The 25,893-nt window shown below is 45.2% G+C and carries 25 protein-coding genes; 18 read left to right on the forward strand and 7 right to left on the reverse strand.

Annotated features, from left to right (window positions below):
• Window positions 1–90 precede the first annotated feature (90 nt).
• Window positions 91–1,389, reverse strand: coding sequence for a diaminopimelate decarboxylase (lysA, locus tag ICN38_RS01785; RefSeq protein WP_216254280.1), 1,299 nt, complete (start codon window positions 1,387–1,389; stop codon window positions 91–93).
• Window positions 1,379–1,573: a lipoprotein gene (locus ICN38_RS11600; protein WP_223146588.1), complete on the reverse strand. Its 195-nt coding sequence runs from the start codon at window positions 1,571–1,573 to the stop codon at window positions 1,379–1,381. The genes lysA and ICN38_RS11600 overlap by 11 nt, the downstream gene beginning before the upstream one ends.
• A 17-nt stretch (window positions 1,574–1,590) precedes the next feature.
• On the opposite strand from ICN38_RS11600, the gene cyaY reads away from it, so the two are divergent.
• Window positions 1,591–2,004, forward strand: a complete 414-nt coding sequence (gene cyaY, locus ICN38_RS01790; RefSeq protein ID WP_255562665.1) for an iron donor protein CyaY — start codon at window positions 1,591–1,593, stop codon at window positions 2,002–2,004.
• A gap of 9 nt (window positions 2,005–2,013) precedes the next feature.
• Here the strand turns inward: cyaY and aroB are convergent, their stop codons facing one another.
• From aroB to ICN38_RS01810, 4 genes are read right to left on the reverse strand one after another with little or no spacing between them, the layout of a single operon-like run.
• On the reverse strand, window positions 2,014–3,096 hold the full coding sequence (gene aroB, locus ICN38_RS01795; protein ID WP_216255171.1) for a 3-dehydroquinate synthase: 1,083 nt from the start codon (window positions 3,094–3,096) through the stop codon (window positions 2,014–2,016).
• Between the two features lie 8 nt (window positions 3,097–3,104).
• The gene (locus ICN38_RS01800) at window positions 3,105–3,629 is read right to left on the reverse strand and encodes a shikimate kinase (protein WP_370624350.1); all 525 of its coding nucleotides are present in this window, start codon (window positions 3,627–3,629) and stop codon (window positions 3,105–3,107) included.
• 12 nt (window positions 3,630–3,641) lie between these two features.
• On the reverse strand, window positions 3,642–4,712 hold the full coding sequence (locus tag ICN38_RS01805) for a secretin and TonB N-terminal domain-containing protein (RefSeq protein ID WP_255562666.1): 1,071 nt from the start codon (window positions 4,710–4,712) through the stop codon (window positions 3,642–3,644).
• 35 nt (window positions 4,713–4,747) lie between these two features.
• Window positions 4,748–5,476, reverse strand: coding sequence for a hypothetical protein (locus ICN38_RS01810; RefSeq protein ID WP_216254283.1), 729 nt, complete (start codon window positions 5,474–5,476; stop codon window positions 4,748–4,750).
• Window positions 5,477–5,581: 105 nt separating this feature from the next.
• On the opposite strand from ICN38_RS01810, the gene ICN38_RS01815 reads away from it, so the two are divergent.
• The 16 genes from ICN38_RS01815 to hisD all read left to right on the forward strand — a co-directional run bounded on the left by ICN38_RS01815 (window position 5,582) and on the right by hisD (window position 24,072).
• Window positions 5,582–7,915, forward strand: a complete 2,334-nt coding sequence (locus ICN38_RS01815; protein ID WP_216254285.1) for a penicillin-binding protein 1A — start codon at window positions 5,582–5,584, stop codon at window positions 7,913–7,915.
• A gap of 12 nt (window positions 7,916–7,927) precedes the next feature.
• Window positions 7,928–8,632, forward strand: coding sequence for a transposase (locus ICN38_RS01820; RefSeq protein ID WP_216254288.1), 705 nt, complete (start codon window positions 7,928–7,930; stop codon window positions 8,630–8,632).
• A gap of 195 nt (window positions 8,633–8,827) precedes the next feature.
• Window positions 8,828–13,573 (forward strand): glutamate synthase-related protein, encoded by a 4,746-nt coding sequence (locus ICN38_RS01825; RefSeq protein ID WP_216254291.1) that lies wholly within the window; start codon window positions 8,828–8,830, stop codon window positions 13,571–13,573.
• A gap of 38 nt (window positions 13,574–13,611) precedes the next feature.
• A complete protein-coding gene (locus ICN38_RS01830) occupies window positions 13,612–15,075 on the forward strand; it encodes a glutamate synthase subunit beta (protein ID WP_216254294.1) in 1,464 nt (487 codons plus the stop codon).
• A 10-nt stretch (window positions 15,076–15,085) separates the two neighbouring features.
• Window positions 15,086–15,937 (forward strand): ABC transporter ATP-binding protein, encoded by an 852-nt coding sequence (locus tag ICN38_RS01835; protein WP_216254297.1) that lies wholly within the window; start codon window positions 15,086–15,088, stop codon window positions 15,935–15,937.
• A complete protein-coding gene (gene mlaE / locus ICN38_RS01840; protein ID WP_216862682.1) occupies window positions 15,937–16,734 on the forward strand; it encodes a lipid asymmetry maintenance ABC transporter permease subunit MlaE in 798 nt (265 codons plus the stop codon). Before ICN38_RS01835 ends, mlaE begins: the two co-directional genes overlap by 1 nt.
• Before the next feature lie 21 nt (window positions 16,735–16,755).
• Window positions 16,756–17,238: an outer membrane lipid asymmetry maintenance protein MlaD gene (gene mlaD / locus ICN38_RS01845; RefSeq protein ID WP_216254300.1), complete on the forward strand. Its 483-nt coding sequence runs from the start codon at window positions 16,756–16,758 to the stop codon at window positions 17,236–17,238.
• Window positions 17,235–17,984, forward strand: a complete 750-nt coding sequence (locus ICN38_RS01850; RefSeq protein WP_370624351.1) for a VacJ family lipoprotein — start codon at window positions 17,235–17,237, stop codon at window positions 17,982–17,984. The genes mlaD and ICN38_RS01850 overlap by 4 nt, the downstream gene beginning before the upstream one ends.
• 63 nt (window positions 17,985–18,047) lie before the next feature.
• The gene (locus ICN38_RS01855; RefSeq protein WP_216254303.1) at window positions 18,048–18,680 is read left to right on the forward strand and encodes a phospholipid-binding protein MlaC; all 633 of its coding nucleotides are present in this window, start codon (window positions 18,048–18,050) and stop codon (window positions 18,678–18,680) included.
• Between the two features lie 27 nt (window positions 18,681–18,707).
• Complete coding sequence (locus ICN38_RS01860) at window positions 18,708–18,965, forward strand: lipid asymmetry maintenance protein MlaB (protein WP_216254306.1); 258 nt, start codon at window positions 18,708–18,710, stop codon at window positions 18,963–18,965.
• 4 nt (window positions 18,966–18,969) lie between these two features.
• Window positions 18,970–19,722, forward strand: a complete 753-nt coding sequence (locus ICN38_RS01865; protein ID WP_216254309.1) for an ABC transporter ATP-binding protein — start codon at window positions 18,970–18,972, stop codon at window positions 19,720–19,722.
• Window positions 19,719–20,507, forward strand: coding sequence for an ABC transporter permease (locus ICN38_RS01870; RefSeq protein ID WP_216254311.1), 789 nt, complete (start codon window positions 19,719–19,721; stop codon window positions 20,505–20,507). The genes ICN38_RS01865 and ICN38_RS01870 overlap by 4 nt, the downstream gene beginning before the upstream one ends.
• An 11-nt stretch (window positions 20,508–20,518) precedes the next feature.
• Window positions 20,519–20,767, forward strand: coding sequence for a BolA family protein (locus tag ICN38_RS01875; RefSeq protein ID WP_216254314.1), 249 nt, complete (start codon window positions 20,519–20,521; stop codon window positions 20,765–20,767).
• 47 nt (window positions 20,768–20,814) lie between these two features.
• Window positions 20,815–22,089 carry a UDP-N-acetylglucosamine 1-carboxyvinyltransferase gene (murA, locus tag ICN38_RS01880; RefSeq protein WP_216254318.1) on the forward strand — a complete coding sequence of 425 codons (1,275 nt, stop codon included), beginning with the start codon at window positions 20,815–20,817 and terminating at the stop codon, window positions 22,087–22,089.
• Between the two features lie 20 nt (window positions 22,090–22,109).
• Entirely contained in the window at window positions 22,110–22,736 is a 627-nt protein-coding gene (hisG, locus tag ICN38_RS01885; RefSeq protein WP_216254321.1) for an ATP phosphoribosyltransferase, read from the forward strand.
• Between the two features lie 10 nt (window positions 22,737–22,746).
• Window positions 22,747–24,072 (forward strand): histidinol dehydrogenase, encoded by a 1,326-nt coding sequence (gene hisD / locus ICN38_RS01890; RefSeq protein ID WP_216254323.1) that lies wholly within the window; start codon window positions 22,747–22,749, stop codon window positions 24,070–24,072.
• A gap of 14 nt (window positions 24,073–24,086) precedes the next feature.
• On the opposite strand, the gene hisC is transcribed toward hisD, so the two are convergent.
• On the reverse strand, window positions 24,087–25,154 hold the full coding sequence (hisC, locus tag ICN38_RS01895; protein ID WP_216254327.1) for a histidinol-phosphate transaminase: 1,068 nt from the start codon (window positions 25,152–25,154) through the stop codon (window positions 24,087–24,089).
• 116 nt (window positions 25,155–25,270) lie between these two features.
• On the opposite strand from hisC, the gene hisB reads away from it, so the two are divergent.
• Complete coding sequence (hisB, locus tag ICN38_RS01900; protein WP_216255184.1) at window positions 25,271–25,858, forward strand: imidazoleglycerol-phosphate dehydratase HisB; 588 nt, start codon at window positions 25,271–25,273, stop codon at window positions 25,856–25,858.
• The last annotated feature ends 35 nt before the right edge of the window (window positions 25,859–25,893 follow it).

The following is a 25,893-nucleotide window of genomic DNA, read 5'->3' on the forward strand; positions in this document are numbered from 1 at the left end:
ACTAAAACAAAAACCTCGCTCCATCAGCGGGGTTTTTTATTGCCCAAAAATTCTTGAAACTCTAGAGTCTTCATTTGAAATTTTTACAAATTACTCTGGCAGAGTGTTCTCACTTGCAAAGAGGTCTTTTGTATTTTCACGTTTGCGAATGACATATACATTCTTGCCATCGACCATAATTTCAGCTGGCTTTGGGCGAGTGTTGTAGTTAGAGGCCATCACAAAACCATAGGCGCCTGCCGATAGTATTGCTAGTAGATCGCCTTCTTCTACAGCAAGCTGTCGATCTCTTCCAAGCCAGTCTCCTGATTCACAAACAGGGCCAACGACATCGTAAGTTAAAGCCTTTCCAGGTTTAGTTTTGACCGGAACAATGCCATGATGTGCCTCGTAGAGAGCAGGGCGCATGAGTTCAGTCATGGCGGCATCCACAATGCAGAAATTCTTTTCGATGCCAGGTTTCAGGTATTCCACCTTGGTCAGCAGTACGCCAGCATTGCCGACAAGAGATCTGCCTGGCTCTAATACAACATCGAGATGTCCAAAGCCCCGCTCAGCTACACGATCAAGCAGGATATTGGTGAACTCGGTGATATCAGGCGGTATCTCATCGCCATAAGAAATGCCCAATCCACCACCAAGATCTAAATGGTGAATAACAATTCCTTCTTTCCTTAAGTTCTCTACTAAGTCTAGGACTTTATTGAGTGCATCTAAGTAGGGTGCTGTAGTGGTGATTTGAGAGCCGATATGACAGTCAATGCCAACCACATCAATTTGAGGAAGTTGCGCTGCCTCACGATAGGTTTTTAAAACTTCGTGATAAGCAATACCAAATTTATTACCTTTTAATCCAGTGGAAATATAAGGATGTGTTTGTGCATCCACATCGGGATTCACTCGTAAAGAAATCGGTGCACGACAATTGAGTTTGGTGGCAATGCGATTGATCTGATGGAGCTCTGCAATGGATTCCACATTAATACATTTCACCCCAGCCTCAAGTGCTTGCGCAATTTCTGCGGCTGATTTACCAACGCCTGCAAAGACAAGGCTTTGAGATTCTGCATTCACTGCTAAGGCGCGCGCCAGCTCTCCGCCACTCACTAAGTCAAAGCCAGCACCCAATTTTTTAAAGCAATCGATCACCGCTAAATTACTGTTTGCTTTCATGGCGTAATGAACGCGGGCGCGTCGCTTACCACTCGCATCCACGCATGCTCGGTCGTATGCTTGATAGGCTTCTGTTAGCGCTTTCCTGCTGTAAACATAGAGCGGGGTGCCAAATTCATTTGCCAAATCTGCCATAGGGACATCTTCGGCATACCAAGAGCCATTACGCTCTTCAAATCCAACTAAATGAGGAAGTGGAATAGCTTTACTTGTCATTGCTGGTTGGTGTTTGGGCAGCTTCTGGGGCCTGGGGTGGATAAAGTATTCCTTTGGGTTCAGGCACTGTAGGCGCTGGGGGAACTGGCGGAATAATGGGCAAAATTAATGGCCCCCTAACCCCACATCCAACAAGGGATATTAGGAGGCTAATACCAAAGGCTCTATTAATAATCGCTATCATGAATGTCTCTAAAACGAATGATTGAATATAGCATGCAGGGCACTGAGATGAATCCAAATAATTTGAGCATTGAAAGTATTGATGACAAGCAATTTCATCAGTTGGGGGCTCATTTATTGCAATCTATTGAAATGGCCCTGGAAGCGGCAGATGATACGCTCGACCTAGATTTGGATATAGAGCGCCAAGGGGGCAACGTCATCAATATTCGCTTTCGAGATAAAAGCGTGATCGTTGTTAATACACAGCCGCCTTTGCATGAGATTTGGGTTGCTGCTAAATCCGGTGGTTATCACTACCGTTGGGCTGGATCCATTGCCCAACCCTTATGGTTGGATACTAAAACAGGTCGTGAGTTATTAGGCGATCTATCTCAGTTTTCTAGTGCTCAAGCTGGGCAAACTATCAATATTGCATTGAAAAAAGATTAGTACAGCTTTTTAAGCGGCGCCCGTAGCTACTAAAGTTTCAATGACCTGTGCATCTGGCACGCTCTTAATTTGTGCTTTGCCGATCTTCTCTAAAATCACATAGCGAATTTGCCCACCCTCAGTTTTTTTATCAACCTGCATAAGTTCCAAATATCGCTCAGCTCCAAATTTTGGAGGCACTATCGGCAAGTTCATGGACTGAATAATTTTAGTTAGGCGTTGTACATCTGCTTGACTGATGTAATGAAGTTGGCGTGATAAGTTAGCGCCCATCACCATGCCGCATCCGACTGCCTCTCCATGGAGCCATTCGCCATATCCCATGCCTGCTTCGATCGCATGACCAAAAGTATGGCCAAAGTTTAGGGTTGCACGAATACCACCTTCTCGTTCGTCGGCTGAAACTACGGCGGATTTAATTTCACAAGAGCGAAGAACAGCGTGAGCCATCGCATCAGTATCGCATGCTAATAAGGCTGAAGCATTCGCTTCAATCCAATCTAAAAATACTGCATCGGCAATAGCACCATGCTTAATTACTTCAGCCAGACCAGCCGAGAGTTCACGCGGCGGCAATGTCTTTAAGGTGTTTAAATCAGCAACCACTGCAACGGGCTGATGAAAAGCCCCAATCATATTTTTTCCAAGCGGATGATTAATACCAGTTTTTCCACCTACTGAGGAATCTACCTGCGCCAATAAGGTCGTAGGTACTTGAATAAAGCGCACGCCCCGCATAAAGCTTGCCGCTGCAAAGCCAGTCATGTCACCGATCACACCCCCACCCAATGCCACCAACATGGTTTGGCGATCAGCGCCAAACTTTAATAGATCATCAAAAATCAGCTGAAGATTTTTCCAATCCTTATATGACTCTCCATCTGGCAAAACAATCGTTCTAATAGCTTTGCCATAACTTGCTAAGGTTTTACTGAGGCGCTCGGCATATAGAGGGGCCACAGTCGTATTGGTAACAATGTAAATAGAGGTGGCTTTTTCACATGCGCTAAATAAAGTAGGCTGATCAATTAAGTTTGCCCCAATATAAATAGGATAACTGCGACTACCAAGATCAACTTCAAGTGTTTTCATCATAGTATTTAGTTGGAAAGTTCAAGCTGCATGATTAAGGTATTGACTAATTGGTTTACGCTGGGCTTTCCAGTTTCAATGATATGGTCAGCAATTTCACGATAGAGAGGATCACGAATCGCGTATAAATTTTCTAGAATTTTTTTTGGGTCACCACTTTTTAGCAGGGGGCGTCCTTCACCGCCTTTAGTGCGATGCCATAGCTCAATAGGGTTGGCATGAAGGTAAATGACAGTGCCACGTTCACTCAGTGCTTGGCGATTTTCTGGTAGCAAAACTGCCCCCCCACCAGTTGCCAATATCAGGTCATGTTCAGCGGTAGCTTCGCGAATAGTTTGTGCTTCACGTTTGCGAAATCCTTCTTCTCCCTCCATTTCGAAGATGACAGGAATCTTGACGCCACAGCGCTCTTCAATGATGTGATCTGCATCTAAAAACCGGCGCCCTAATTTTTTTGCTAAAACTTTTCCAACGGTTGACTTTCCGGCGCCCATAAGGCCAATCAGGAAGATATTGTTAGTTGAAGAGTTCACCTTTCGATTTTATTAGGGTTTGTCGAGAACTGTGGGTGTTAAGAACACCAGGAGCTCAGTTTTATCTTGTAATTTGGATTTATGGCGAAATAAGTGACCAATGATGGGAATATCTCCCAAGAGGGGAACCTTCACCTCATCCTCGCGTTCAGTGGTTTGAAAAATTCCCCCAATGATGGCAGTGCCCCCATTTTCAACAGTGACTTCCGAACTGAGGCTTTTCGTATCAATTGCATAGCCCTGTTCAGTTTTCATGCCAATAGTGTCTTTATTGATTCCAACCAACATAGAAATTTTTCCATCTGGATGAATCTTAGGAAGCACCTCTAGGCGTAAATTTGCTTTTCTAAACTGAAGTTTGCTGCCGCTTTGTGAAGTGGTTTGATATGGGAGCTCAGTTCCTTGTTCAATAGTGGCCTTTACCTGGTCCCCAGTCATGATGCGGGGGTTAGATAAAATTTTGCCTTGCCCCTCCGACTCTAGGGCGGAGAGTTCTATTTGCAAAAGGCGCTGGGCGTTTTTGGAAACTAGTGTGGCAGCCATAGTCGCAGGATTAAACCCATTGAGACCGGAAACGCCTAAATCTTGGCTAGCTAGAATATTTTGATCTGCATTGCCACCCAAGGTATTGGCTTGGGAGCCGAGCTTCACCCCTAGTTCGCGTGCAAAGCGTTCATCAGCTTCAACAATGCGCGCTTCAATCAAAATCTGTCTTGGGCTGTTGATGTGATCACCCCCAAATGGCAGGGCTGCATCCTCACGGCGAAACTTTTGAAAGGCCTGGATTTCCGCATGAGGTCCAATCCAGTAAATATCACCATGACGAATAATCCGCAAACCCCTACTGGCCAATATAGAGTGCAGTGCAGTTTGCCAGGGGGTGTTATTGAGATTGATGGTGATTTTTCCTTTAATGGAATCGCTTAGCAAAAAATTACTACCACCAAGCTTTGCCAAAATTTGCAAAAGTTCTGTAACTTCAATATCTGAAAAATGAAGGCTAATGGGCAGTTGAGTTAGGTTCTGGCTGGGCATATTTCCTTGGCTTGGGCCTGCCAAAAAAACGATGCATATAACTGCCATCAGGATGATGTAGGGGGATCTTTTTTTGGCTTTGATCATTCGCTTTTCGTTGGGTGAAGAACAATGGATTTACCTTGTGGGTGGGTAAGAGTAGCCCCCTCTTTTTCGATATGGGAAAGGCGCCATTCACCCAAGACCAAAGCACCTTTGGAAAACATTGCTTGGGACTTGCCTTGTTGAAAAAAAGCCTGTTGGGCATCCCCCATTTGGCTGTTCCCCAAATAACGCCAACTGCGTATCTCCTTCTCATGAGGATACGGTTTTGGCTTTAGTAAAGCCTTATTTTTGGACTTCTTTTCCTCTAAAGAGTGAATACTTACTTCCAACAAGTCTATTTCCTCATATAGAGAATTAAAATCTTCATCAAGTTCCTTGCGAATTAAGGCCAAGTCCGTTTGTAGCTTTAAAATCTGAATATTGGAGTCTTCAAGCTGTGTATCTGAGGTGCTTTTAGAGCTGTCGTAAGCTAAAAATAAACCGAAAATCAAGCCTACAAAACACAGAGCCACAACTAAGAAAGCCCCCATTTTTTTAATTTGATTGATGAGATCCGGCTGACTTAAGGGCTCGAGAAAAGAGGGAGATTTTGCCGGCTTAGGGGCTCCAGGAATGTTGCTTTTTGGCGCGCTCGGCTTTCGGATTCCATGTGGGTCTGGGATGGCTGGATCATCACCAAGCTCACTCAAAATGGCGTCGAAAGATTGGGGGGAAATATGGCGTGATGGCATGGCAATATTCTTCATTTCTTCGAATACAAAAACCATCAGCCAGAACTGAAATTGACATCAGAACCTGCCTTTTAGGGATCTGCCAAATAAGGATTTTGGAGCTTTCAGGGAAATTACTTAAGCGCCCTATAATTTGTCAATATGGCTCTACCCCCCAAAGACAAGCCGCCGATCAATCAGCGATCTTCCCGTCAGCCTGACAGGCGTCCTCGGCAATATGGGGCACAAGCCTACCCTCAAAGGTCATCAAGCAATCCCTTGGTCAAAGCCGTGCTTATTATTGGCGTGGTCTTTGCCGTTGTGCTTGCTTTGTTGATGGGCTACGCATTTTTAATAGCGAAGCCCAATTTACCCAAAATTTCTGCTTTGACGGATTACAACCCAAAAACGCCTTTGCGTATTTATACGGCTGATAAGGTCTTGATTGGTGAGTTTGGCGAAGAGCGCCGCAAGGTGATTCCTTTAAATGAGATTCCGCAAAGTATGCGTAATGCAGTCCTCGCAATTGAGGATGATCGTTTTTACTCTCATGGTGGGGTTGATTACGTCGGCATCTTAAGAGCAGCTATAACCAATCTTCGCGGGAATCTTTCTCAGGGCGCCTCCACTATCACGATGCAAGTAGCACGAAATTTTTTCCTTAGCAATGAAAAAACATTTAGTCGCAAAATTTATGAAGTCCTGTTGTCTTGGGAAATTGAATCTCAGCTGACCAAAGACAAGATTCTGGAAATCTATATGAATCAGATTTTCCTGGGCCAAAGGGCTTATGGATTTTCTAGTGCCGCACAGATCTACTTTGGCAAAGAGCTAAAAGACATCACTATTGCAGAATCTGCCATGTTGGCAGGTTTACCCAAAGCGCCATCGGCCTATAACCCTGTTACCAATTTCCGTCGTGCCAAGATTCGTCAGGAATATATTTTGCAGCGCATGCGTGATTTATCCTATATCTCTCAAGAGGACTATCAAAAAGCAATGGCTGAAGAATTGCGTATTCGGGGTCTGGGTAACGAATTTAATGTGCGAGCAGATTTCCCTGCTGAGATGGTGCGGCAATTACTCTTTACGCAGTATGGCGAAGCAATCTACTCCCAAGGCATCGATGTTTATACAACAATCTTGAAGGCTGACCAGGAAGCGGCTTATAAAGCAGTGCGCCGCGGCATCTTTGAGTATGACTTGCGTCATGCCTATCGTGGACCCGAGGGATTCATCACACTTCCGGAAGATCCAGTAAAACGTCAGCGTGCGATTGATGAAGCGCTACTGGCTTATCCCCAGTTAGATGATTTGCAGTCAGGAGTTGTACTTGAGGTCAAACCAAAGGAAATGCAGGTGATGACTTCAACTGGTGACGTGATTGCTATTAAAGGTGAAGGCCTGAAGTTGGCAACGGCATCCCTCACGGATAGTGCGCAACCTAAAAAGCGCTTGCGCCCAGGCGCGATTGTGAGATTGTTGTCTGATGGAGGAGTGTGGAAGTTAGCGCAGTTACCGCAAGTAGAAGCAGCTTTTGTTTCTATGAACGCAGAAACAGGCGCAATTCTCTCTTTGGTTGGTGGTTTTGATTTCCGGCGTAATCAATTCAATCACGTAACCCAAGCCCTGCGTCAGCCAGGTTCCTCATTCAAGCCATTTATTTATGCAGCCGCAATTGAAAAAGGTTTTTCTCCAAGCACTATCGTAAACGATGCTCCCTTATCGATTGGTAGTATGGAGACTGGGAGCCAGGTGTGGGAGCCAAAGAATTACGATGGCAAATATGACGGCATGATGCGCTTACGTAATGCCTTGGCAAAATCTAAAAATTTAGTTTCAGTTCGTATCATTCGGGCTATCGGTCCATCTTATGCTCAGGAATATATTCAGCGTTTTGGCTTCGAGCCAGAGAAGCATCCACCCTATCTAACAATGGCATTGGGTGCGGGATCTGTGACCCCTTTACAAATGGCATCAGCCTATAGCGTCTTTGCAAATGGTGGCTACCGTGTCGACCCCTTTCTGATTGATAAGATGGTTGACTCCAAAGGAGTTGTTTTATTCGAAGCGAAGCCAACACATGCTCGTGAGGATGCAACGAGAGTTTTGGATGCACGCACTGCTTTTGTGATGGATAGCATGCTACAAGAAGTTACAAAGACAGGTACTGCAGCATCAGCTCGCGCCAAGTTAGGCCGCAACGACATTGCTGGAAAAACGGGGACTACCAATGAGTCACACGATGCTTGGTTTGCAGGCTACAACCCCAAAGTTGTCGCAGTTGCATGGATTGGTTTTGATAAGCCAGCAAGCTTGGGCGATCGTGAGACTGGTGGCGGTTTGGCTTTACCAATGTGGATTTCTTATATGGGTACAGCCTTAAGGGACGTGCCTCAAGAATCACGCGAAGTACCTAGTGGAGTAACACAGGTTGATGGTGATTGGTTTATCCCTGAGTTCTCCAATGCTGGCGGCGTTCGCGAACTGCAATAGTGAATTGACATCATGGCTCGGCAAGCACGCACAGTCATACCAGGTCAAGTTATGCATGTCATGGTGCGAGGCAATAACCGAGAAGCCCTCTTTTTTAGTGATGAAGATCGTCGTATTTATTTAGAATGGTTGCGAGAAGCAGCTAAGCAGTTTGCTTGCTCGGTGCATGCTTTTGCATTAATGCCCAATCATGTGCATTTATTATTAACTCCGCAGAAAGAAGACTCGCTCGCAAAAACCATGCAGTCTTTAGGTAGGCGCTATGCGCAGTATTTCAATCAACAACACAAACGATCTGGAACTATTTGGGAGGGACGCTATCGCTCCTCCTTAATTGACCCTGATTATTTTTTGCGTTGTCAGCGTTACATCGAATTAAATCCTGTAAGGGCTGGCTATGAGTCGAGTCCGCAAGAGTCAAGCTGGACTAGTTATGCTAGCCATATCGGTGGAAATTCTGAACCTTGGCTAGTTGACCATGAGAACTTTTGGCGATTAGGTAATACGCCCTTTGAAAGACAAATAGGTTGGGCCAACTTTGTAAAAGAGGGTGCACCCCATTGGGAAGACAGACAAATCACAGAATCTTTAATACGCTCCAAGCCTTGGGTGAGTGATATTTACGCCAAAAAGATCTTTAAAGACAGCCCAGAAATTACCCAGATTCGTCATCGCGGCCGCCCAAGAAAAATAAATACTTTAAATTCAGTAGCTTAGGGCTCTTATAAATTGGCTTGAGATTGCACTGCAAGTCTCATTTTTTCGACTCTGTCCCTTTTTAAGTAATTCATTCTGGTGCTAGCTATAAATAAATGGGACAGACTCATTTTATTTCTATTGCATCGGTATGGGTATTCACCTATATTTGATCCTCCAAAAGTAATTAGGCCTTTGTCGCCCCTCGGAAACACTATGACTACACAATTGAGTTCAGATCTTCGCCCAATTGCTCAAGGTCTATATGACCCACGTAATGAGCATGATGCCTGTGGCGTAGGATTTGTCGCGCATATCAAAGGCAAAAAATCGCACGAGATTGTTGCTCAAGGCTTACAAATTCTTGAAAACCTAGACCATCGCGGTGCTGTTGGTGCAGATCCCTTGATGGGCGATGGCGCCGGAATCTTAATTCAGATTCCTGACACCCTCTATCGCGAAGAGATGGCTAAGCAAGGAATCACTTTGCCGCCATTGGGTGAGTACGGTGTCGGCATGATTTTCTTGCCTAAAGAACATGCATCACGTTTGGCATGTGAACAAGAACTCGAGCGTACAGTTCGCTTAGAAGGTCAGGTTATATTAGGTTGGAGAGATGTGCCGGTGGATGTGAAGTTGCCGATGTCTCCAACCGTACAAATGACTGAGCCATTTATACGTCAAATATTTATTGGTCGTGGTCGTGACATCATGACCACTGATGCGCTTGAGCGCAAGTTGTATGTCATTCGTAAAACAGCAAGTCATGCGATTCAAGATTTGCATCTAAAGCATGGCAAAGAATATTTTGTTGCATCAATGTCAGCACGTACGATTGTTTATAAAGGCTTGCTCTTAGCAAATCAGGTTGGCGCTTATTACCAGGATTTGCAAGATTCACGTACTGTATCGGCCCTGGCTCTGGTCCATCAACGCTTTTCCACCAATACCTTCCCGGCATGGGAATTAGCGCATCCTTACCGGATGATTGCGCATAACGGTGAGATCAATACCGTTAAAGGGAATGTCAATTGGGTAAATGCACGTGAAGGTGCAATTAGCTCCCCAGTATTGGGGGACGATTTAAAAAAATTATGGCCATTAATTTATCCTGGCCAGTCTGACACTGCATGCTTTGATAACTGCCTAGAGTTATTGGTAATGTCTGGTTATCCATTGGCTCAAGCAATGATGATGATGATTCCAGAGGCCTGGGAACAACACACCTTGATGGATGATAACCGTCGTGCTTTTTATGAATATCACGCTGCCATGATGGAGCCATGGGATGGTCCTGCTGCAATGGCATTTACTGATGGTCGTCAAATTGGCGCAACTTTGGATCGAAATGGTTTACGTCCTGCACGCTATTACGTGACTGATGATGATTTAGTCATCATGGGTTCAGAGGCTGGCGTGTTGCCTATTCCTGAGAGCAAGATTGTTCAAAAATGGCGCTTACAACCAGGCAAGATGTTCATGATTGATATGGAGCAAGGCCGCATCATTGATGACGTTGAGCTTAAGAATACTGTATCAAATGCGAAGCCTTACAAAAGCTGGATTGATGCGGTTCGTGTGAAATTAGATGAAATAGATGCGAGCAAGACTGACTTGATAGACGAAAAAATGACTATCCGTCCAGCAGCTAAATTACTCGATCGTCAGCAAGCATTTGGTTATACCCAAGAGGATATTAAATACCTTATGGCCCCAATGGCCATGAATGGTGAAGAAGCCATTGGTTCTATGGGTAACGATAGTCCCTTGGCCGTTCTCTCTAATAAAAATAAACCGCTTTATAACTACTTCAAGCAATTATTTGCGCAGGTGACTAATCCTCCGATTGATTCTATTCGGGAAAACATGGTGATGTCATTGGTGTCTTTTATTGGGCCTAAGCCTAACTTATTAGATACCAACAACATCAATCCACCAATGCGTTTGGAAGTAAGTCAGCCAATTCTGGATTTTGATGACATTACTAAGATCCGTCATATTGGCCATTACACCAACGGTAAATTCCGCTCTTATGAGTTAGATATTTGCTACCCAGCATCTTGGGGCAAAGCCGGTATTGAGGCACGCTTGGCTTCCCTGTGTGCAGAAGCTGCCGACGCTGTTCGTTCTGGTTACAACATCTTGATCGTGAGTGATCGTCAGGTTGATGAAAAGCATGTGGCCATTCCTGCTTTACTAGCAACCTCAGCAATTCATCAGCATTTAGTACAAAAAGGATTGCGTACAAGCGTTGGCTTGGTAGTGGAAACCGGTAGTGCTCGTGAGACCCATCACTTTGCACTCTTGGCGGGGTATGGCGCGGAAGCAATTCATCCATACCTAGCGATGCAAACATTGGCTGAGATGGCTAGAGGATTGTCAGGTGATCTATCTGGTGAAAAGGCTGTGAAGAACTTTGTTAAAGCAGTTGGCAAGGGCTTACAAAAAGTGATGTCTAAGATGGGCATCTCAACTTATATGTCCTATACCGGCTCACAGATATTTGAAGCTATCGGTTTGAATCACGATGTGATTGATCACTATTTCAAGGGAACCCCATCAAACGTGGGTGGTATTGGTGTCTTTGAGGTGGCTGAAGAAGCATTACGTATGCATAGTGCAGCATTTGGTAATGACCCAGTCTTAACCAATATGCTTGATGCCGGTGGTGAGTATGCATTCCGTATTCGTGGTGAAAACCATATGTGGACTCCTGACACCATTGCAAAATTGCAGCACTCTACGCGTATCGGAGCGGATAAGGGTTATCAGACTTATAAAGAGTACGCCAATATCATTAATGACCAAACCAAACGTCAAATGACTTTACGCGGTTTGTTTGAGTTCAAGATTGATCCAGCGAAAGCGATTCCATTGGATGAAGTAGAGTCAGCTAAGGAAATCGTAAAACGTTTTGCTACGGGCGCGATGTCTTTGGGTTCAATTTCTACAGAAGCACATGCAACACTGGCCATTGCGATGAACCGCATCGGTGGCAAGTCCAATACTGGTGAGGGTGGCGAAGATCCCAATCGCTATATCAATGAGCTCAAGGGTATTCCAATCAAGAAGGGTGAAACCTTAGCCAGCGTTTTGGGTAGTGATGTAGTGGAAGCGAATATTCCATTGCTTGATGGTGATTCATTGCGCTCCAAAATTAAACAAGTAGCCTCTGGTCGTTTTGGTGTAACTACTGAGTACTTGCGTTCTGCGGATCAAATTCAGATCAAAATGGCGCAGGGCGCTAAGCCAGGTGAGGGCGGTCAATTACCAGGCGGTAAGGTTTCTGACTATATCGGTAAGTTGCGCTTTTCAGTGCCAGGCGTAGGCCTAATCTCCCCTCCTCCGCATCACGATATTTACTCGATTGAAGATATTGCTCAGTTGATTCATGACCTAAAGAACGTCAATCCAAAGGCTGATGTATCTGTGAAGCTGGTATCTGAGGTGGGTGTTGGTACGGTAGCCGCTGGTGTCGCTAAGGCCAAAGCAGATCACGTTGTGATCGCTGGGCATGACGGCGGTACTGGTGCATCACCACTATCTTCGATTAAACATGCGGGTTCACCATGGGAGTTAGGTTTAGCTGAAACTCAGCAGACATTGGTTCTCAATGGTTTACGTAGTCGTATTCGTGTTCAGGCTGATGGTCAAATGAAGACAGGCCGCGACGTGGTTATTGGCGCATTGTTGGGCGCGGATGAGTTTGGTTTTGCAACGGCCCCATTAGTCGTTGAGGGTTGCATCATGATGCGTAAGTGTCATTTGAATACTTGCCCCGTTGGAGTAGCTACTCAAGATCCAGAGTTGCGTAAGAAGTTTTCTGGAAAGCCAGAGCACGTGGTTAATTTCTTCTTCTTTGTTGCAGAAGAGGCGCGTGAAATCATGGCGCAATTAGGTATTCGCAAGTTTGACGATTTAATTGGACGCGTTGATTTCTTAGATACTCGCAAAGGTATTGATAACTGGAAAGTACATGGCTTAGATTTCAGTAAGATCTTTGCTACCCCTCAAGTAGCAAGCGATGTGCCACGTTATCAAGTACTCACACAAGATCATGGCCTAGCAAGTGCGCTCGACAATATCTTGATCGAAAAGAGTGAGCCCGCTATTGAGCGTGGCGAGAAAGTATCCTTCATCGTTCCTGTGAAAAACGTGAACCGTACAGTTGGTGCAATGCTTTCTGGAGAAGTAGCTCAGCGTTATGGTCACGCAGGCTTGCCTGATGACACGATCCATATTCAATTAAATGGCACTGCAGGCCAAAGCTTTGCAGCTTTCTTGGCCCATGGCATCACTCTGGACTTAGTGGGTGATGGTAATGACTATGTTGGTAAAGGCTTGTCAGGTGGGCGGGTAATTGTGCGCGCCCCCCATGAATTCCGTGGCGATACTGCTAAGAACATCATTGTCGGTAATACCGTTTTGTATGGTGCTATTGCTGGTGAAGCCTTCTTTAACGGCGTTGCAGGCGAGCGTTTTGCAGTTCGTAACTCTGGCGCTACTACTGTTGTTGAGGGTACTGGTGACCATGGCTGCGAATATATGACTGGTGGAACAGTGGTGGTCTTGGGCGCAACGGGCCGAAACTTTGCAGCAGGCATGAGTGGCGGTATTGCTTATGTTTATGACGAGGACGGCATGTTTGAAAAGCGTTGTAATACCAGCATGGCTACTTTAGAAAAAGTTCTACCTTCAGCAGAGCAAATTGCCAAGATGCCTAAGTCCCAATGGCACGCACCTGTGGATGTCAAAGATGGTGGCGAACGTTTGACAGATGAACAAATTTTGAAAGCGCTGATTGAGCGCCATTTCCGTCATACCGGTTCAGAGCGCGCAAAAGCACTCTTAGCTGAGTGGGAAAATTCACGCGGTCGTTTTATCAAAGTTCTTCCTACTGAGTACAAGCGTGCTTTAGGTGAGTTGTGGGAAAAGGATCAAAACAAAACGGTTGCTGCTTAATAAATACGGCTAGTAAGAAATGATACTAAGGATTAGATATGGGTAAGGTCACTGGGTTTATGGAGTTTGAGCGTGTCGATGAAACATACGAAGCGCCCGCTAAACGTCTGCATCATTACAAGGAATTTATTGTTGCTTTAACGGATGAAGAGGCAAAGGTTCAAGGTGCACGTTGTATGGACTGCGGTATTCCGTTTTGTAATAGCGGTTGCCCAGTGAATAACATCATTCCAGATTTCAACGATTTGGTTTTCCATAATGACTGGAAAAATGCCTTAGATGTTTTGCAATCTACCAATAACTTCCCCGAGTTCACTGGCCGTATTTGCCCAGCACCTTGCGAAGCAGCTTGTACATTAGGAATTAACCGTGCGCCAGTTGGCATCAAGTCCATTGAGCATGCAATTATTGATAAGGGCTGGGAAAGCGGTTGGGTTAAACCACAACCTTCTAAAACCAAGACTAGTAAAAAAATAGCGATAGTCGGCGCTGGCCCTGCAGGTATGGCTGCTGCTCAGCAGCTCGCACGTGTAGGTCACGATGTCACAGTATATGAAAAAAACGATCGCGTTGGCGGCCTACTGCGTTACGGTATCCCTGATTTCAAAATGGAAAAGTGGCTGATCGATCGCCGCGTTGAGCAGATGCAGGCTGAAGGCGTTAAATTTGAAACAGGTATCTTTGTTGGTAAAGAAGCGATGGGTATTGAAGTAAAGAATTATTCCACTAAGAGTGTTTCACCTGAGCAATTGATGAAAGATTTTGATGCTGTAGTAATTACCGGTGGCGCTGAGCAACCGCGTGATTTACCAGTACCTGGCCGTGAGTTATCTGGCGTTCACTATGCCTTGGAATTTTTGATTCCTCAAAATAAAGAGAACGCAGGCGACTTTAAAAATGAAATTCGTGCAACTGACAAACATGTCGTTGTTATCGGTGGTGGTGATACAGGATCAGATTGTGTTGGCACCTCTAATCGCCATGGTGCTAAACAAATTACACAGTTTGAATTGTTGCCGCAACCTCCAGAAGAAGAAAACAAGCCATTGGTATGGCCTTACTGGCCAACCAAATTACGCACATCCTCCTCTCATGAAGAGGGCTGCGAGCGTGACTGGTCAGTAGCAACCAAGCGCTTTGAGGGTAAGAACGGTAAAGTCGAAAAACTCATTGGTGTGCGCTTAGAGTGGAAAGACGGAAAAATGGTAGAAGTGCCTAATTCTGAATTTGAGGTGAAGGCAGATCTAGTGCTTTTGGCGATGGGTTTTGTATCCCCAGTACAGCAAGTATTAAATGCTTTTGGCGTTGAAAAAGATGCCCGGGGCAATGCAAAAGCGACTGAAGAAGGTCAAAATGCTTATCAAACTAATGTTCCTAAGGTATTTGCTGCAGGCGATATGCGTCGCGGTCAATCTTTGGTAGTTTGGGCAATTCGTGAAGGTCGTCAGTGCGCCCAAGCAGTCGACCAGTATTTAATGGGGTCATCTGTTTTGCCTCGATAATGGCGAGGATATGAACTCAAGCCAGCCAAACCCTTTGGACGCAAGCAATCGACTTGCAGGTGAAGTTGTTGTCTCTATAAAAGACGTGAACTTTTCCTACGCGCCGGGTGAGCGCCAAATTCTGTCTGGACTCAATATGGAGTTTAGGCGCGGTCAGGTTGTGGCAGTTATGGGCGGTTCAGGTTGTGGCAAGACCACTATTCTTCGTTTAATCGGCGGTCAATACACTGCACAATCTGGTCAAGTTTTATTTGAAGGCCATGATATTGGCAAGATGAATACCGTTGAGCTAATGGCAGCCCGTCGCCGCATGGGCATGCTGTTTCAGTTTGGCGCCTTATTCACTGACCTCAGTGTTTTTGAGAATGTTGCTTTTCCATTGCGGGAACATACCGATTTAAGTGAAGAACTTTTGCGCTCACTGGTGCTGATGAAACTTCATGCAGTCGGTTTACGTGGTGCTCGTGATTTAATGCCTTCTCAAATATCTGGAGGCATGGCAAGACGTGTCGCACTCGCTAGAGCTATTGCCTTAGATCCTCCTTTGATTATGTACGACGAGCCCTTTGCTGGCTTGGATCCAATTTCTCTCGGCATTACTGCGCGCTTAATTCGTGATCTCAATAATGCGCTTGGTGCCACTAGTTTATTGGTCACGCATGACGTCGAAGAAACTTTTGAAATCGCTGACTACGTATACTTTATTGCTAATGGACACATTGGTGCTGAAGGCACTCCCGAAGAACTTAGTCGTTCCCCCGATCCTTTTGTGCGACAGTTTTTAGATGCTGCGCCAGATGGCCCAGTACCATTTCATTACCCAGGCAATACCTTGGAAGAAGATTTTGGAGTCAAAATCTGATGAAGGCTTTTTCTAAAGTGATCGACCTCTTTGGGGATCTCGGGTTTTTTATTCGTAGCAATATCAGCGCTCTGGGTTTTGCGGCTCGCATATTTTTTGCAGTTCTGATGCGTTCTGGATTTTTGCTCAAAAGACCGCGTTTAGTGATTGATCAAATTTTATTTGTTGGAAATCATTCCTTTATCATCATTGCCGTCTCTGGATTATTTGTTGGTTTTGTATTGGGGCTTCAGGGTTACTACACCTTAAATCGTTATGGGTCCGAGCAAGCTTTAGGTTTATTGGTTGCCTTATCTCTGACTCGTGAATTAGGCCCAGTGATTACCGCACTATTGTTTGCAGGTCGCGCAGGGACTTCTTTGACCGCAGAAATTGGTTTAATGAAAGCCGGTGAGCAATTGAGCGCTATGGAAATGATGGCAGTAGATCCTTTGTCCCGCGTGATTGCGCCAAGACTATGGGCAGGTATTATTTCTATGCCAATTCTTGCAACCATTTTTACGGCTGTAGGCGTGATCGGCGCTTACTTTGTCGGAGTCCCACTGATTGGCGTGGATTCAGGGGCCTTTTGGTCTCAGATGCAGGGCGGTGTAGATCTGTTTTCTGATATTGGTAATGGCCTCATTAAGAGCCTTGTATTTGGTGTAGCCGTCACATTTATTGCCTTGTATCAAGGCTACGAAGCACGGCCAACGCCAGAGGGTGTATCGCAAGCAACAACACGTACGGTAGTAATTTCATCTTTAGCGGTTTTAGCCTTAGATTTCTTACTTACTGCCATGATGTTCTCGAATTAGAAAGAATAAACTGAGGTTCTTATGAGAAAAAGTGCAATTGATGTTTGGGTTGGATTGTTTGTTGCCATCGGCTTGTTGGCTGCTTTCTTTCTGGCATTAAAAGTGGGTAATATGAACGCAGTCTCATTTACGCCGACTTATAAAATTTCTGCACGGTTTGATAATATTGGTGGGCTTAAGCCACGTGCACCCGTTAAGAGTGCTGGCGTAGTCGTTGGAAGAATTGCTAATATTTCCTTTGACGACAAAACTTACCAGGCCACTGTAGTGATGACTATAGAAGATATTTATAAGTTCCCTAAAGACTCAGCAGCCAAAATTTTGACCTCTGGTTTATTGGGTGAGCAGTATGTTGGTTTAGAGGCAGGTGGATCCGACGATGTGCTGGCAGACGGTGGAAAAATTAGTCAAACACAGTCTGCAGTAGTGCTGGAGAATCTCATTAGTCAGTTCCTCTATAACAAGGCGGCAGATAGCGGCCAAGATAAGGGTGCAGCAAAGTGATTTCTTGGATGGGCAGAATCAAGCGCTTGATATTGCTTGGCATTACCTGCCTATTTGTGGGCTGTGCCTCGATTCCAGCTGGCGTGCAACCTTCTCCTAATGACCCATGGGAGCCATTCAATCGTTCAGTATTTGAATTTAATGAAGGCTTGGATACCTATCTTCTCAAGCCAGTCGTGTCTGCTTATCGGTTTATCTTGCCGGAATTTTTACGCGAGGGAATTTATAACTTTTTTAGTAACTACAGCGATCTTTACACGGCATTACAAAATCTTCTTCAGGGTAAGCCTGACTATGCCTTTAATGACTTGATGCGTGTAGCCGTCAATACGCTTTTTGGTTTGGGTGGTTTGATCGATATGGCAACCCCAGCAGGCCTTGAAAAACATAAAGAGGATTGGGGTCAAACTTTTGGTGTGTGGGGCATCCCAGCAGGTCCATATGTGGTGTTGCCATTTTTTGGGCCAAGCACTGTTCGAGACACTTTTGGTACGGGCGCAGATTTAGAGACGGATTACTTTTTTAAGTACATTCCTGATGTTGGCCTACGTAATAGCGTTACTGGCTTACGGGTTGTCAATGCCAGAAATACCTATTACGAAGCCGGTGATCTTTTGGAGGTTGCCGCCATTGATAAATATAGCTTTATACGGGATGCCTATCTTCAGCGTCGTGAGTACCAGATTAATGAAGGTCGTAATGATGAAGAGCCTGTGATGCCCGTTTACGAAAATCCTTATGAATAACTGGCTTTGTATTAAAGGGCTAAAATTAGCCTCACTTTATATAGACTTAAGCGGATAAATCATATGAAAATCACTACACCCATTTCACAATGGATTGTTGCAGGGCTGTTCCTAGTTTCTGGAGCGATCTTTGCACAAGTTCCCGACCAAAACACACCTCCTGATGTACTCATCAAGATGGTGGTAAGTGATGTCATGAGCTCTGTAAAATCAGATCCGGATATTCAAAAAGGCAATATTCCTAAAGTCATGGATCTGGTAGAAAAGAAAATTGTTCCTTTTACAGATATGCGTCGGACCACTGAAATGGCTATGGGTCCGAATTGGAAAAAGGCGACACCTGAGCAGCAGGCAATCCTCACAGCAGAGTTCAAAAATTTATTGATGCGCACGTATTCAGGAGCACTAAGTCAGCTTCGCGATCAGACGGTGCAATTTAAAGCACTACGTTCAGCGCCCGATGATAAAGAGGTGATTGTCAAAACGGTTGTGATTGGACGTGGTGATCCAGTGCCTCTAGATTACCGCTTAGAAAAAGGTGCCAATGGCTGGAAGGTATATGACATGAATATCATGGGCGCTTGGCTAGTTGAGGCTTATCGCAATCAATTTTCGAATCAGATTAGTCAGAATGGTATTGAGGGCTTGGTGAAGTTTTTGCAAGACCGTAATAAGCAGTTGGCTGCCGGTAAGTAATGTTTTCTACTTAGAAATATAAAAATAATGTCCTTCTTTTTACCTCAGGTAGTAACGCAGGAAAATGCTATGCAGATTCAACAAGAGGGTTTATCTAATCTCGCCATATTGAAAAATATTGATTGTTCATCGCTCAAAGAGTTTGATTCGACAGTCCTAACGGTTTTATTGTCATGGCAGAAAATGTTGCAGGCCGAAGGCCAATCCATTTCAGTTGAGCATGCCCCTGAAAAATTAAAAGTTTTAGCTGGTGTCTACGGTGTCTCTGCATTGCTGGGCCTGTAACAGCATGCGCCCAGCGATTTCCATTAAAAATATTTCAAAAAACTATGGCGCCCTTCAGGCACTTGATGATGTTTCATTAGCTATTGAGCCTGGAGAATTTTTTGGTTTGCTCGGTCCTAATGGCGCAGGCAAAACTACTCTAATCTCCATATTGGCCGGCTTGGTGAAGTCTGACCGAGGCCATGCAGCCATTATGGGTGCAGACGTGCAAAAGAATTTTCGCGATGCACGCAGGATGTTAGGTGTTGTGCCGCAAGAGCTAGTCTTCGATCCCTTCTTTACCGTACGGGAGACTTTGCAATTTCAGTCTGGTTACTTTGGGATTAAGAATAATGATGCTTGGATTGAAGAGATTATGGCTAACTTGGATCTCATCAATAAAGCTGATAGTAATATGCGCTCCTTATCGGGTGGTATGAAACGTCGTGTATTAGTTGCTCAAGCCTTGGTGCATCGCCCACCAGTGATTATTTTGGATGAGCCTACTGCTGGTGTGGACGTTGAGCTGCGCCAATCATTGTGGCAATTTATTAGCAGGCTCAACCAAGATGGCCACACGATTGTATTAACTACCCATTATTTGGAAGAGGCAGAAGCTTTGTGTCAACGTATTGCCATGCTCAAGCAAGGCCAGATCGTTGCCTTGGATACCACCGCAAACTTATTGACTCGTTATGGTTCTGTTAAGAAAGATGGTGAAGGCAAAACGGACTTAGAAGATGTCTTTGTGAACATCATGTCCGGAGCGGCCTTATGAAAAATGCACTGAATAAGCCCATCTTAGAGTACGGCAGTGGCTTTCCGACGCTATTACGCAAAGAAATTATGCGTTTTTATAAGGTTGCCTTTCAGACCGTAGCTGCCCCAGTCCTGACTGCCATCTTGTACCTGATGATTTTTGGTCATGTGCTTGAAGGTAGGGAAATGTACGGACGTCTCAGTTACACCGCTTTTTTAATTCCAGGCCTAGTCATGATGACAGTGCTCCAAAATGCCTTTGCTAATACTTCATCCTCTTTGATTCAATCAAAGGTAACGGGTAACTTGGTATTTGTGTTGCTAGCTCCTTTAAGTCACTTCGAGTTTTATGCTGCCTATATCTTGGCTGCAGTATTTCGTGGAATTGTTGTGGGTCTGGGAGTCTTTCTCATTACCGCTTGGTATGGTTTGCCTAGCCTTGAGTATCCTTTGTGGATTGTGGCATTTGCTTTCTTGGGCGCAGCAATCTTGGGTAGCCTAGGTTTAATTGCCGGTATCTGGGCAGATAAGTACGACCAATTAGCCGCCTTTCAAAACTTTTTTATCATGCCCGCCACCATGTTGTCAGGTGTTTTTTATTCCATTCATTCTTTGCCGCCAGCTTGGCAAATAGTGTCGCATTTCAATCCCTTTTTCTACATGATTGATGGATTCCGTTACGGTTTCTTTGGGGTGTCTGACATTTCCCCATGGACAAGTTTGATAATCGTCGGTTCTTTCTTTGTAATAGTTTCGGCTATTGCACTGCAGATGCTACAAAAGGGCTATAAGCTTAGACATTAAAGGAGAAGTAGATGTTTCCAACCCCGGAGCAGATTGAGGGCTATATCAAACAAGGGATTACCTGTACACACATTAAGGTAGAGGGTGATGGGCAACATTTTTTTGCCACTATTGTGAGTCCGCAATTTGAAGGTAAGCGTTTAATTCAGCGTCATCAATTGGTATATGGCGCAATGGGTGATCGTATGAAGGCCGAAGTTCACGCTTTATCGATTAAGGCATTTACTCCCGAAGAGTTTGCGCAGAATCCTGCCGCATAAAAGACCTGCATCCTTCATTACATAAAAGTATTAACTGGAATCGTTTCATGGATAAATTAAGAATGGTTGGCGGAACCCCACTTAAGGGTGAGGTGGTCATTGCGGGCGCAAAGAACGCAGCCCTTCCCATTCTTTGTGCTTGTTTGTTGACTGATCAAGCGATCGTTTTACGCAATGTGCCCGATTTGCAAGATGTGCGCACTATGCTCAAGCTCCTGCAGGAAATTGGAGTGACGGTCACATTTCCAGATAAGGCTGATCGTAGTCATATGGTCTTAGATGCTGCTGTTATTAAGAGTTCTGAAGCAACTTATGAGATGGTGAAAACTATGCGTGCCTCTATCTTGGTATTAGGCCCTTTACTTACCAGAATGCATAGCGCCAAGGTATCTTTGCCTGGTGGCTGTGCTATTGGGGCACGTCCGGTCGATCAGCATATCAAAGGCCTAAAGGCCATGGGCGCCACGATCAAAATTAAAAGTGGTTATATACAGGCAGAAACTAAACTACCACTTGGTCGATTAAAAGGCGCTTCTATATTGACCGATATGATTACTGTGACCGGCACAGAAAATTTACTCATGGCGGCAACGCTCGCTTCAGGAACTACTATTTTAGAAAATGCAGCCCGTGAACCTGAAGTGGGTGATTTAGCAGAATTGTTAGTGAAGATGGGCGCGAAGATTTCAGGAATTGGTACTGATCGATTGGTGATTGAGGGCGTTGAAAAACTGCACGGCGCAGAGCACGCAGTAATCCCTGATCGAATTGAGGCCGGAACCTTTTTGTGTGCAGTCGCTGCTGCTGGCGGTGAGGTTTTGGTGAAGCATTGTCGTCCTGATACCTTAGATGCAGTCATCACAAAGCTCAAAGATGCTGGATTAGAAATAGAAGTTGGTCCAGACTGGATTAAGGCCAGGATGCAGGGTCGCCCCAAGGCAGTGAGTTTCCGTACATCTGAATATCCTGCCTTTCCCACTGATATGCAGGCTCAGTTAATGGCAGTCAATGCAATTGCAAGTGGAAGCTCCACCATTACTGAAACCATTTTTGAGAACCGCTTTATGCACGTGCAAGAACTAAATCGTTTGGGCGCAGACATTGCAATTGAAGGTAATACCGCAATTGTGCAGGGCGAGGAAAAGCTTTCTGGAGCAATTGTGATGGCTACCGATCTTAGGGCATCTGCCAGTTTGGTCATTGCTGGATTGGCCGCTCAAGGAGAGACTCAGGTAGATCGGATTTACCACTTAGACCGTGGATATGACCGCATGGAGCAAAAGTTGACCCTCTTGGGGGCCAATATTGAGCGCATAAAGTAAGCCTAGTGGATAATTAGTCCATGAAATTGACTCTGGCCCTATCAAAGGGACGCATCTTTGAAGAAACAGCACAGATCCTCTCAAAGGTCGGTATTGTGCCGCTCGAGGATCCTGAAAAGTCACGCAAGCTGATTATTGAAACTACGAATCCTGATGTTCGCTTAATTATTGTGCGCGCTTCGGATGTCCCCACCTACGTGCAATTTGGTGGGGCAGACTTTGGAGTTGCTGGCCTAGATGTTCTGATGGAAAAAGGAAGCGCTGGCCTCTATGTCCCATTTGATTTAGGGATTGCCAAATGCCGTATGTCCGTGGCTGTGCGTGAAGGCTTTGATTATGCAGCAGCTGTTAAGCAAGGCTCACGCTTAAAAGTGGCTACAAAATATGTCAACAGTGCTCGTGAGCACTTTGCGAATAAAGGTGTTCATATTGACGTCATTCACCTCTATGGATCAATGGAGTTGGCACCCTTAGTTGGCTTGGCTGATGCTATTGTGGATTTGGTATCTACTGGAAATACGCTGCGTGCAAATGGCTTAGTTGAGGTTGAGCCGATTGCTGATATCAGTGCACGCCTAGTGGTGAATCAAGCTTCTTATAAACGCAAGCGTTCACAACTTCAGCCTATTTTTGAGTTGTTGAAGTAAGCATATTTAAATGTCTTTAGCTCAAATTAAAGTCAAGCGTCTCAATAGTCAGGATTTGGGCTTTAAAGATACTTTATTGGCCAGTCTTTCTCTACCGATGGCAGATGATGAAGCGATTGATGCTGCCGTCCTGAAGATATTGACAGCTGTGAAGGCTCAAGGTGATGAAGCCATTCTACTTTTTACCAAACAATTTGATCGTCTCAATGCTAGTAGCGTTTCCGAATTAGAAATTTCTCGTAAAGACCTAGAGCATGCTTATCAAACCTTACCCCGGGAACAAAAAAAAGCCTTAGATATTGCTGCGCAAAGAGTGCGGGCGTATCACGAGAAGCAAAAAATTGAAGCAGGTTGCCATTCTTGGGAATATGAAGAAGCAGATGGCACACGTTTAGGTCAAAAGGTGACTGCACTAGATCGTGTAGGCATCTACGTACCTGGTGGTAAGGCAGCTTACCCATCCTCTGTTTTGATGAATGCCATTCCGGCAAAAGTGGCAGGTGTCAAGGAAGTGGTGATGGTGGTTCCGACGCCTGAGGGCGCACGTAATCCACTGGTCTTGGCTGCAGCCTACTTGGCTGGCGTTGATCGAGTGTTCACTATTGGTGGCGCTCAAGCAGTTGCTGCCTTAGCTTTTGGAACGCAGACGATTCCTTCTGTCGATAAGATTGTTGGTCCTGGTAATGCTTATGTCGCTGCTGCAAAACGCAGAGTATTTGGTACCGTGGGCATTGACATGATTGCTGGCCCTTCAGAGATTTTGGTCCTATGTGATGGCTCTAGCAATCCGAATTGGGTGGCAATGGATTTATTTTCTCAGGCTGAGCATGATGAACAGGCGCAATCTATTTTGTTGTGTCCCGATGCTGCTTTTATTGAGCAAGTTCAAGTAAGCATCAATAAGTTGCTACCCGAGATGCCTAGAGCGAAAGTAATCGAAGCTTCTTTAACAAATCGCGCTTTATTGATTCAAGTAAAAGATATGAACGAAGCCTGCGAAATTGCGAATGCAATTGCTGCTGAACACTTAGAAATTTGTGCAGCTGAGCCACGTCAGTGGGCAGAGAAAATTCGTCATGCTGGCGCTATTTTTATGGGTAACTACACCAGTGAATCACTTGGTGATTATTGTGCTGGTCCTAATCACGTATTGCCTACGGCGCGCACTGCGCGCTTCTCCTCGCCACTCGGCGTGTATGATTTTATTAAGCGCTCGAGCATGATAGAAGTGAGTGAAGCTGGGGCGCAAACCTTAGGTGTGGTAGCCAGCACCTTGGCTCATGGTGAGGGTTTGCAAGCCCACGCCCGTGCAGCTGAGATGCGTCTCAAAAAGTAAATTCAGAAAAGAAACTAAGTAAGAATTTCTTGTAGAGTAGAAATCAATTCTTGACTCTGCTCGTCTGTACCTATGGTAATGCGCAAGAATTCTTCGATGCGAGGCGATTTAAAGTGACGTACGATGATGCCGCGATCACGCAAGGCTTGGTATATCTTTACGCCAGCATGTTTGGGGTGGTACGTAAAAATAAAGTTTGCTGTTGAGGGCAATGTGACAAAGCCTAGTGCATCTAGTGCTGCTACTAGTGTTTTTCGTGTTTGAATAACTTTTGCGCAGCTCGCTTCTAGATGGGCTTGATCTTCAATGGCAGCGGTAGCACCCGCTTGGGCTAAGCGCCCCAAAGGATAAGAGTTAAAGCTGTTCTTAACACGTTCAAGACCCTCGATCAATGCGGGGTGTCCAACAGCAAATCCAACCCGTAACCCAGCTAGTGCGCGTGATTTTGAAAGCGTATGTACTACTAAAAGATTCTCAGGGCACTGGGCACCTTGTAATAGTGGAATGCAAGATTCGGTACCGTAATCTACATAAGCTTCATCAATCACTAGAACTGAATCTGTATTGCGTACCAGCAGTGCCTTTATTTCTGAGCGAGCAAGTGCTCGGCCTGTGGGTGCATTGGGGTTAGGGAAAATAATTCCGCCATTCGGTATTTGGTAATCGGCAAGATTGATTTCAAAATCTGTTCCAAGTGGAATCGTTTGGTAATCAATTCCCAAAAGCTTGCAGTAGACCGGATAAAAGCTATAAGTAATGTCTGGAAATTGAACGGGCTGATTTTGTTTAAGGAGACCAGCAAAAACATGCGCCAATACTTCATCAGAGCCATTACCTAAAAATACTTGGTTTGGGTTTAAGCCATGTAGGGTAGCGATCGCTTGTTTGAGCTTAGTGCCTTCGGGATCTGGATAAAGACGTAAATCTGCATTGTTTTGGGCGCTAATTGCTGCGAGCGCTTTCGGGGAAGGCCCATAAGGGCTTTCATTGGTATTGAGCTTTACCAGTCGCTGCATTTTCGGCTGCTCCCCAGGAACATAAGGGGTTAGGGTTTGAACAACAGGGCTCCAAAAACGGCTCATGAGGGTACTCGGGTCAAAAATCAGAAAGAAAGTGAGGCAATATCTGCATTTATAAGTCTTCTAGGAATGATATTATGAGGCTTCAATCAACACTTCGCCTCGCGGCGCAACGAAGCATGCGGCAAGCCGACGTTACCCGAAACACTTCGGAAACCAAAATTCAAATTACCATCAATCTGGATGGTACTGGCAAGGCTGAACTTGCCTCCGGGGTACCTTTTCTGGATCACATGCTCGATCAGATTGCCCGTCACGGCATGATTGATCTCAAAGTAGTCGCCAAAGGGGATACCCATATTGATGATCACCATACCGTTGAGGATGTTGGTATTACTCTAGGTCAAGCTTTTGCTAAGGCAGTAGGTGATAAGACCGGCATCACCCGTTATGGCCATTCTTATGTCCCCTTGGACGAAACGCTTTCCCGAGTAGTGATCGATTTTTCTGGTCGTCCCGGACTGGAATTTAATGTGCCATTTACCCGTTCCCGTGTGGGAGACTTCGATGTCGATCTCAGTATTGAGTTCTTTCGAGGTTTTGTAAACCATGCTGGCGTCACTTTGCACATCGATAACCTGCGCGGCATCAACGCGCACCACCAGATTGAAACCGTGTTCAAGGCATTTGGCCGCGCTTTGCGTATGGCCCTAGAAATTGATCCACGTGCATCTGGTGTTGTTCCCTCAACTAAAGGCAGTCTCTAACCTAGACACCCCTAAGTTGCCCAGAAGACAACAGC

It is taken from the genome of Polynucleobacter sp. AP-Melu-500A-A1, from assembly GCF_018882125.1.
GTDB lineage: Bacteria > Pseudomonadota > Gammaproteobacteria > Burkholderiales > Burkholderiaceae > Polynucleobacter.

Coding starts and splice junctions, on each gene's coding strand:
- ICN38_RS01875 (WP_216254314.1), top strand. CDS start 20,519: ATGTTTCCAACCCCGGAGCAGATTGAGGGCTATATCAAACAAGGGATT.
- ICN38_RS01835 (WP_216254297.1), top strand. CDS start 15,086: ATGAACTCAAGCCAGCCAAACCCTTTGGACGCAAGCAATCGACTTGCA.
- ICN38_RS01805 (WP_255562666.1), bottom strand. CDS start 4,712: ATGGCAGTTATATGCATCGTTTTTTTGGCAGGCCCAAGCCAAGGAAAT.
- ICN38_RS01865 (WP_216254309.1), top strand. CDS start 18,970: ATGCGCCCAGCGATTTCCATTAAAAATATTTCAAAAAACTATGGCGCC.
- aroB (WP_216255171.1), bottom strand. CDS start 3,096: ATGAAAACACTTGAAGTTGATCTTGGTAGTCGCAGTTATCCTATTTAT.
- ICN38_RS01815 (WP_216254285.1), top strand. CDS start 5,582: ATGGCTCTACCCCCCAAAGACAAGCCGCCGATCAATCAGCGATCTTCC.
- mlaD (WP_216254300.1), top strand. CDS start 16,756: ATGAGAAAAAGTGCAATTGATGTTTGGGTTGGATTGTTTGTTGCCATC.
- ICN38_RS01830 (WP_216254294.1), top strand. CDS start 13,612: ATGGGTAAGGTCACTGGGTTTATGGAGTTTGAGCGTGTCGATGAAACA.
- cyaY (WP_255562665.1), top strand. CDS start 1,591: ATGATTGAATATAGCATGCAGGGCACTGAGATGAATCCAAATAATTTG.
- hisB (WP_216255184.1), top strand. CDS start 25,271: ATGCGGCAAGCCGACGTTACCCGAAACACTTCGGAAACCAAAATTCAA.
- ICN38_RS01855 (WP_216254303.1), top strand. CDS start 18,048: ATGAAAATCACTACACCCATTTCACAATGGATTGTTGCAGGGCTGTTC.
- mlaE (WP_216862682.1), top strand. CDS start 15,937: ATGAAGGCTTTTTCTAAAGTGATCGACCTCTTTGGGGATCTCGGGTTT.
- hisD (WP_216254323.1), top strand. CDS start 22,747: ATGTCTTTAGCTCAAATTAAAGTCAAGCGTCTCAATAGTCAGGATTTG.
- ICN38_RS01810 (WP_216254283.1), bottom strand. CDS start 5,476: ATGGTTTTTGTATTCGAAGAAATGAAGAATATTGCCATGCCATCACGC.
- hisC (WP_216254327.1), bottom strand. CDS start 25,154: ATGAGCCGTTTTTGGAGCCCTGTTGTTCAAACCCTAACCCCTTATGTT.
- hisG (WP_216254321.1), top strand. CDS start 22,110: ATGAAATTGACTCTGGCCCTATCAAAGGGACGCATCTTTGAAGAAACA.
- ICN38_RS01870 (WP_216254311.1), top strand. CDS start 19,719: ATGAAAAATGCACTGAATAAGCCCATCTTAGAGTACGGCAGTGGCTTT.
- murA (WP_216254318.1), top strand. CDS start 20,815: ATGGATAAATTAAGAATGGTTGGCGGAACCCCACTTAAGGGTGAGGTG.
- ICN38_RS01825 (WP_216254291.1), top strand. CDS start 8,828: ATGACTACACAATTGAGTTCAGATCTTCGCCCAATTGCTCAAGGTCTA.
- lysA (WP_216254280.1), bottom strand. CDS start 1,389: ATGACAAGTAAAGCTATTCCACTTCCTCATTTAGTTGGATTTGAAGAG.
- ICN38_RS01860 (WP_216254306.1), top strand. CDS start 18,708: ATGTCCTTCTTTTTACCTCAGGTAGTAACGCAGGAAAATGCTATGCAG.
- ICN38_RS01820 (WP_216254288.1), top strand. CDS start 7,928: ATGGCTCGGCAAGCACGCACAGTCATACCAGGTCAAGTTATGCATGTC.
- ICN38_RS11600 (WP_223146588.1), bottom strand. CDS start 1,573: ATGATAGCGATTATTAATAGAGCCTTTGGTATTAGCCTCCTAATATCC.